The organism is Jiangella endophytica, assembly GCF_003427025.1.
GTDB lineage: Bacteria > Actinomycetota > Actinomycetes > Jiangellales > Jiangellaceae > Jiangella > Jiangella endophytica.
In genome coordinates this window covers 1-7,260 of sequence record NZ_QVAI01000044.1, presented here as the reverse complement: position 1 = coordinate 7,260, position 7,260 = coordinate 1, and the positions used below count along the sequence as shown (strand labels likewise).

General features: G+C 72.2%; 7 protein-coding genes, 1 pseudogene and 1 riboswitch. All 8 genes and pseudogenes read left to right on the top strand.

Annotated elements, in window-relative coordinates:
• Positions 1 to 194: 194 nt before the first annotated feature.
• Positions 195 to 242 (top strand): annotated as a pseudogene (locus DZA62_RS37780) (hypothetical protein); the annotation flags it as partial.
• 75 nt (positions 243 to 317) lie between these two features.
• Complete coding sequence (locus DZA62_RS37085; RefSeq protein ID WP_269813964.1) at positions 318 to 731, top strand: FHA domain-containing protein; 414 nt, start codon at positions 318 to 320, stop codon at positions 729 to 731.
• A 71-nt stretch (positions 732 to 802) separates the two neighbouring features.
• Positions 803 to 1,471 carry a transcriptional regulator FtsR gene (gene ftsR / locus DZA62_RS35115; RefSeq protein ID WP_116953647.1) on the top strand — a complete coding sequence of 223 codons (669 nt, stop codon included), beginning with the start codon at positions 803 to 805 and terminating at the stop codon, positions 1,469 to 1,471.
• A gap of 60 nt (positions 1,472 to 1,531) precedes the next feature.
• Positions 1,532 to 2,008, top strand: a complete 477-nt coding sequence (locus tag DZA62_RS35110) for a bifunctional nuclease family protein (RefSeq protein WP_116953642.1) — start codon at positions 1,532 to 1,534, stop codon at positions 2,006 to 2,008.
• A gap of 227 nt (positions 2,009 to 2,235) precedes the next feature.
• Positions 2,236 to 2,847 (top strand): MerR family transcriptional regulator, encoded by a 612-nt coding sequence (locus DZA62_RS35105; protein ID WP_408620298.1) that lies wholly within the window; start codon positions 2,236 to 2,238, stop codon positions 2,845 to 2,847.
• A gap of 306 nt (positions 2,848 to 3,153) precedes the next feature.
• Positions 3,154 to 3,678 (top strand): helix-turn-helix domain-containing protein, encoded by a 525-nt coding sequence (locus tag DZA62_RS35100; RefSeq protein ID WP_116953640.1) that lies wholly within the window; start codon positions 3,154 to 3,156, stop codon positions 3,676 to 3,678.
• A gap of 80 nt (positions 3,679 to 3,758) precedes the next feature.
• A riboswitch (glycine riboswitch) is annotated at positions 3,759 to 3,856 on the top strand.
• A 77-nt stretch (positions 3,857 to 3,933) separates the two neighbouring features.
• Entirely contained in the window at positions 3,934 to 6,798 is a 2,865-nt protein-coding gene (gcvP, locus tag DZA62_RS35095; RefSeq protein ID WP_116953638.1) for an aminomethyl-transferring glycine dehydrogenase, read from the top strand.
• Positions 6,799 to 6,917: 119 nt separating this feature from the next.
• The coding region (locus tag DZA62_RS35090; protein ID WP_198664543.1) for a DedA family protein at positions 6,918 to 7,260 on the top strand (343 nt) is incomplete at its 3' end.

Here is a 7,260-nt window from a genome sequence, read left to right as displayed (position 1 = left end):
GGCCGTCGATCAGCTGCTCACGGCCGACGACTACCGTTCCCAGGTAGAGGGCTGAGTCGCCGGTTGACCCTGGCGGCGGCCGGTTCTAGGTTGCCAACATCCGTAAACCCTCAGGCGCTGGTCGAGAGTGAGTGAGACACTCGGAGCGCCGACGAGTCGAAGCCGTGGGGAGACCCTCGGCGGGAGGCCAGCTGATGCCGTTCTGCACCCAGTGCGGGCACCAAAACCCGTCCGACGCGAAGTTCTGCTCCAATTGCGGAACCCCGCTGGTCCGGCCCATGCAGCCGGCCGAGACGGGGGGTGACGCCACGAGCACCATGGCCATGGTGCGCGAGGAGACCGCGCAGGTCGAGCGGGACGACTCCAGCGACCTCGCGGCGGCCGACCAGGCCGCCGTCGACGCCCTGCCCGAGGGCAGCGCGCTGCTCGTGGTGCTGCGCGGCCCCAACGCCGGCAGCCGGTTCCTGCTCGACACCGACGTCGTCAGCGCCGGCCGGCACCCCGACTCCGACATCTTCCTCGACGACGTCACGGTCTCGCGGCGGCACGCGGAGTTCCGGCGCATGCCCGGCGGCTTCGTCGTCTCCGACGTCGGCAGCCTCAACGGCACCTACGTCAACCGCGACCGCATCGACGAGGTGGCCCTCAGCAACGGCGACGAGGTGCAGATCGGCAAGTACCGCCTGGTCTACTACTCCAGCCAGCACGGGTTCGGAGGCGGGCCGAGGTGAGCCCCGCCGAGGGGAACTCGGCGCGTGCCTCCGGGCCGGCGCGGCGTGACGCCGCGCCGGCCGGCCAGACGATGAGCATCGGCGAGGTGCTCGCCCAGCTGCGGCCCGACTTCGCCGACGTCAGCATCTCCAAGATCCGCTTCCTCGAGACCGAAGGCCTGGTCGAGCCGCAGCGCTCGCCGTCGGGCTACCGCCGCTTCACGCACGACGACGTCGCGCGGCTGCGGTACGTCCTGACCGTGCAGCGTGACCACTACCTGCCGCTGCGGGTCATCAAGGAGCAGCTCGAGCAGCTCGACAGGGGCATGGAGCTGGTCACCGAGGGTGGCAGCACCGTGACGCCGTACACCGCGGCCGCGGGCGCCAGCGACGAGGTGCTGCTGCCGCGGGCGTCGCTGCTGGAGGCGGCCGCCATCTCCGACGACATGCTGACCGAGCTGGAGTCCTACGGGCTGGTGACGGCGCGCCGCGGGGGCGCGTACGACGCCGACGCCCTGCTGGTCGCCCGTACCGCCGGCGAACTGGCCCAGTACGGGCTGCAGCCGCGGCACCTGCGCTCCGTCCGGACCGCCGCCGAGCGGCAGGTCGGGCTGGTCGAGCAGGTGGTGGCGCCGATGTTCCGGCAGCGCGGCGCCGACTCCCGCGGCCGGGCCGAGGAGGCCGCCGCCGACGTCGCCAGGCTCGCCGTCCGGCTGCACGCGGCGCTCGTCGACGCGGGGACGCGCCGGCTCTCGCGTTGAGGCGTCCGCTGGCTGGTTCTGGCGCTGGGCGCGGCCGGAACCGGGGGTAGTGTTGAAGGCGTGCGCGAGCTAGACGTCGTGGGCGTCCGTGTGGAGATGCCCTCCAACCAGCCCATCGTCCTTCTGCGTGAGGTGGGTGGTGACCGGTTCCTGCCCATCTGGATCGGTGCGGTGGAGGCCACGGCCATCGCCTTCGCCCAGCAGGGTGTCGTGCCGCCACGACCCATGACCCACGATCTGTTCAAAGACGTGCTCGACGCCGCCGGCATCACGCTCGAGCAGGTCCGCATCACCGAGGTCCGCGACAACACCTACTACGCCGAGCTGGTGCTGTCCGGCGGGCTCGAGATCAGCTCGCGCCCGTCCGACTCCATCGCGCTCGCGCTGCGCACCGGTTCGCCCATCTACGCGTCCGAGCCGCTGCTCGACGAGGCCGGCGTGCTCATGGCCGACCCCGATTCGGAGGACCAGGAGGACGAGGTGGCCCGGTTCCGCCAGTTCCTCGACGAGGTCACTCCCGAGGACTTCAGCGGTTAGGACCCGACACCCATGGCCTCCCACGCGACGTACCAGTCGGCAGCCGGCCGGGTGACGGGAGACAACCCGGGTGCGCGTGTTACTCGTGTGACTGATGTGATTTCTGTCTAGAGCTGAAGTCGAGCTTGAGACTTGCCGCGTGTTGCATTGACCGGCGTGGGGCCCGGCCCTAACGTCACTGGTGTAACACGACGTCGCAAGAGGCATGGGACCACGAAGGGGTCGGCGTGAGCGCAGACAGCACATCCGGTACCGGCGCGGCAGGTGACGCCGGTCGTAGCGCCGCGGCCGGTCGCGCCGCCACGCGGCAGGGCCTGCTGTTCGAGGGCATGGTCGGTCCGGTCCCCGAGGACGTCGGCTACCGCGGCCCGACGGCCTGCAGCGCCGCCGGCATCACGTACCGCCAGCTCGACTACTGGGCCCGCACCGGTCTGGTCGAGCCGAGCATCCGCAGCGCCGCCGGGTCCGGCAGCCAGCGGCTCTACTCGTTCCGCGACATCCTGGTGCTCAAGATCGTGAAGCGGCTGCTCGACACCGGCGTCTCGCTGCAGCAGATCCGCCAGGCGGTCCAGCACCTGCGCGACCGCGGCGTCGAGGACCTCGCCGGCATCACGCTCATGAGCGACGGCGCCAGCGTCTACGAGTGCACGTCCGCCGACGAGGTCGTCGACCTCGTGCAGGGCGGCCAGGGCGTCTTCGGCATCGCCGTCGGCCGGGTGTGGCGCGAGATCGAGGCCACCCTCGTCGAGCTGCCGGCCGAGAAGCCCGGCGAGCCGCCGGCCGAGCACCCGGGCGACCAGCTCGCCGCTCGCCGCCGCGCCCGCGCCTCGGGCGAGTAGACCCCACCAGCTTCGAGGAACGCCCGTCCCGGTCGCCGGGGCGGGCGTTCGTGTCGTCGGGCCCGGACCCGACCGGTCCGCGCGTCCGCGTCGCAGGTCGCCGGGCCGGCTGGACCACCTGTCACCACACTGGAGCTCTGCCGTCTGATTCGACGGCAGAGCTCCAGTGTGGTGACAAGCACTCCTGAGACGCCGCGCCGCGGTACGCCGGAGCGAGTTGTCCACAGGGCGAAGGAATCGGCCGCATCGTCCACATGTCGTGGTTCGGGGCCTCGGCGGCGGGGCTGCGCGTGGTCGGCTGGTCTCATGATCGAGCAGACGACGGGAGAACGGGCGCGATCGTCTCCGGCGACGCCTACGTGGGGGCATGAAGGCAGGTCTGGCGACTATTGCATCGACCTGTCCGCAGCGGGCAGCGTGCTGCGGACGGCGCGGGCCTACGCCGGCCTGAGCCAACGGGAGCTGGCCGAGCGTGCGGGCGTGTCGCTGTCGGCGATCGTCAGGACCGAAGCCGGGCGTGCTGAGGCCTCCTGGAGGGTGATGACCGCGTGTCTGGAGGCGTGCCGGTTGCGGTGGGCCCTGATCGGCGACGGTGACCCTGAGGATGGGGGCGAGGTGATCGAGGAAACGCCGCTGGTGGCCATGCCGGACCGCGGCCGCCGTCACTATCCGGCCCACCTGCCGGTGTGGGCGGTCGAGCGCGCCGAGCAGTGGTGGGACGCCAGCCTGCTCCGGCGTGTCCCGGTCGTGCCGCACGAGCGGATCCCGAAGTACAGCTTCCGCCGCCGGCACCCGGGCGACCAGGGCAAGGCGCGCTGGGAGCGCGACTGACGCGGTGACGGGGCGCGCCACTGGTCCGCGCGTCCGCGTCGCCGGCCGGACCGGGGCGAGCTATGCTGGCGACGAGCTGTGGACCCGGGCCGGGAGAGTTCTCGCACCACGCGGTGCGAGGCGCCGAAGGGGCAACATCCCCGCCAACCTCTCAGGCAGCAAGGACCGGTCGGGCGAGGCCACTCTGAAGCCGTCCCTCGTGGGCGACGACAGAGGGGGAGCTGACTCGTCATATACGTCCGAGGAGCTCCGCCGATGTCCCAGCAGTTCCAGCCACTGTCCTCCGTGGCCAGCGAGGCGCCCTTCGTCGCCCGGCACGTCGGGCCGCGCGACGAGGAGATCGCGAAGATGCTCGACGCCGTCGGATACGAGACGCTCGACGCGCTGGTCGAGGCGGCCGTGCCCGACGCCATCCGCAACCTCGGCGCGCTCGACCTGCCGCCGGCCAGCACCGAGACCGAGGCGCTGGACGAGTTGCGGGCGCTGTCGCGGCGCAACCAGCGGCACACCCAGATGATCGGCCTCGGCTACCACGACACCGTGACACCGCCGGTCGTCGTGCGCCGCGTGCTGGAGAGCCCGGCCTGGTACACGGCCTACACGCCGTACCAGCCGGAGATCTCGCAGGGCCGGCTCGAGGCGCTGCTGAACTTCCAGACCATGGTCTCCGACCTCGCCGGGCTGCCGACGGCCAACGCCAGCCTGCTCGACGAGGCGACCGCCGCCGCCGAGGCGATGACGCTGATGCGCCGTTCCAGCCGCGGCACGACCGCGAACACCGTGGTCGTCGACGCCGACTGCCTGCCGCAGACCATCGCCGTCATCCAGACCCGGGCCGAGCCGCTCGGCATCGACGTCGTCGTCGCCGACCTCGACGCGGGACTGCCCGACGGCGAGCTGTTCGGCGTCGTCGTCCAGTACCCGGGCGCGTCCGGGCGCATCCGCGACCTCGCACCGGTGGTCGAGGCCGCGCACGAGCGCGGCGCGCTGGTCACCGTCGCCGCCGACCTGCTCGCCCTGACGCTGCTCACGCCGCCCGGCGAGCTCGGCGCCGACGTCGTCGTCGGGACGTCGCAGCGCTTCGGCGTCCCGCTCGGCTACGGCGGGCCGCACGCCGGCTACATGGCCGTCCGGGCGGGCCTGGAGCGCGGCCTGCCGGGCCGGCTGGTCGGCGTCTCGAAGGACGCCACCGGCGCCCAGGCGTTCCGGCTCGCGCTGCAGACCCGCGAGCAGCACATCCGCCGCGAGAAGGCGACGTCGAACATCTGCACCGCGCAGGTGTTGCTGGCCGTCGTCGCGTCGATGTACGCCGTCTGGCACGGTCCCGAAGGGCTGCGCGAGATCGCGTCGCGGGTGCACGGCCACGCGACGGCGCTCGCGGCGGCGCTGCGGGCCGGGGGCGTCGAGGTGGTCCACGACGCATACTTCGACACCGTCCTGGCGCGCGTGCCGGGCCGGGCGTCCGCCGTCGTCGCCGACGCCGACGAACTGGGCGTCAACCTCGGCCTGGCCGGCATCGACGAGGTGCGCATCGCCTGCGACGAAGTCACCACCGACGCCGACCTCACCCGCGTGCTGCGCGCGTTCGGCGTGCCCGCGGCCGCCGGCCCCGGCGCCGTCGCGATCCCGGAGCACCTGCGCCGGCACAGCCCGTACCTCACCCACCCGGTCTTCAACACGCACCGCTCCGAGACGTCGATGCTGCGCTACCTGCGCACGCTCGCCGACAAGGACTACGCGCTGGACCGCGGCATGATCCCGCTCGGCTCGTGCACCATGAAGCTCAACGCCGCTACCGAGATGGAGCCGATCACCTGGCCCGGCTTCGCCGGCATCCACCCGTTCGCGCCGGTCGAGCAGGCCGACGGCTACCTCGCGCTGATCCGCCAGCTGGAGGGCTGGCTGGCGACGGTCACCGGCTACGACGCGGTGTCGATCCAGCCGAACGCCGGGTCGCAGGGCGAGCTGGCCGGGCTGCTGGCCATCCGCGCGTTCCACCGGTCCAACGGCGACGAGCAGCGCGACGTCTGCCTGATCCCGTCCAGCGCGCACGGCACCAACGCGGCGTCGGCGGTCATGGCCGGCATGCGGGTCGTGGTGGTCGCCGCGGCCGACGACGGCACCGTCGACCTCGCCGACCTGCGGGCGAAGATCGACGAGCACGCCGACCGGCTGGCCGCGATCATGGTCACCTACCCGTCGACGCACGGCGTCTACGAAGAGGGCATCACCGAGATCGCCTCGCTGGTGCACGCGGGCGGCGGGCAGGTATACGTCGACGGCGCCAACCTCAACGCGCTGGTCGGGCTGGCCAAGCCGGGGGAGTTCGGCGCCGACGTCAGCCACCTCAACCTGCACAAGACGTTCTGCATCCCGCACGGCGGCGGCGGTCCCGGCGTCGGGCCCATCGGCGTGCGGGCGCACCTGACACCGTTCCTGCCGAACCACCCGCTGCTGCCCGAGGCGGGCCCCGCGACCGGCGTCGGCCCCATCGCGGCGGCGCCGTTCGGGTCCGCGTCGATCCTGCCGATCCCGTGGGCCTACATCCGGATGATGGGCCCGGCCGGGCTGAAGCTGGCCACGCAGACCGCCGTGCTGAACGCCAACTACGTCGCGGTGCGGCTGCGCGACCACTTCCCGGTGCTCTACACCGGCCGCGGCGGGCTGGTCGCGCACGAGTGCATCGTCGACCTGCGCCCGATGACTCGTATCACCGGCATCACTGTCGACGACGTCGCGAAGCGGCTGATCGACTACGGCTTCCACGCGCCGACCATGTCGTTCCCGGTCGCGGGCACGCTGATGATCGAGCCGACCGAGTCCGAGGACAAGGGCGAGCTGGACCGCTTCTGCGACGCGATGATCGCGATCCGCGCCGAGGCCGACCGCGTCGCCGCCGGTGACTGGCCGGCCGACGACAACCCGTTGGTCAACGCGCCGCACACCGCCTCGTCGCTGGTCGCCGAGTGGTCGCACCCGTACGACCGGCAGAGCGCCGTGTACCCGTCGCCGGCCAGCCGCGAGGACAAGTACTGGCCGCCGGTGGGTCGCATCGACGGCGCGTACGGCGACCGCCACCTGGTCTGCTCCTGCCCGTCGCCGGAGGCGTTCCAGGACTGACCCCGGGCCGACCCCCACCAGAAGTCCAGGGTCGAGGTCCGACTGAGGTCGCATGTGCCGCGCCGCCGCGCCACGTAGGGTCGGAGGTGACCGCTCGGCGAACGGAGAACACGGGGACCATGAACGACGCCATCATCGAGGCCGCCCGCGACGTCATGGGGTCACCCTGGGTCTACGTGGTGCTCTTCGCCATCTCGGCCATCGACGGCTTCTTCCCGGCGGTGCCCAGCGAGTCGCTGGTCATCACGGCGGGCGTGTTCGCGGCCGCCGACGGCGTGCCCAACCTGCTGTTCGTCATCCTGGCCGCCTCGGCCGGTGCGTTCGTCGGCGACCACATCTCGTACTTCATCGGGCGCACCGCCGGCACCAAGGTGCGGCACCGCATCGAGGGCGGGAAGAGGTCCGGCGCCATGTTCGCCTGGGCCGACCGGATGCTCAACGAGCGCGGCGGCGTGATCATCG

Coding starts and splice junctions, on each gene's coding strand:
- DZA62_RS37085 (WP_269813964.1), top strand. CDS start 318: ATGGCCATGGTGCGCGAGGAGACCGCGCAGGTCGAGCGGGACGACTCC.
- DZA62_RS35100 (WP_116953640.1), top strand. CDS start 3,154: ATGATCGAGCAGACGACGGGAGAACGGGCGCGATCGTCTCCGGCGACG.
- gcvP (WP_116953638.1), top strand. CDS start 3,934: ATGTCCCAGCAGTTCCAGCCACTGTCCTCCGTGGCCAGCGAGGCGCCC.
- ftsR (WP_116953647.1), top strand. CDS start 803: ATGAGCATCGGCGAGGTGCTCGCCCAGCTGCGGCCCGACTTCGCCGAC.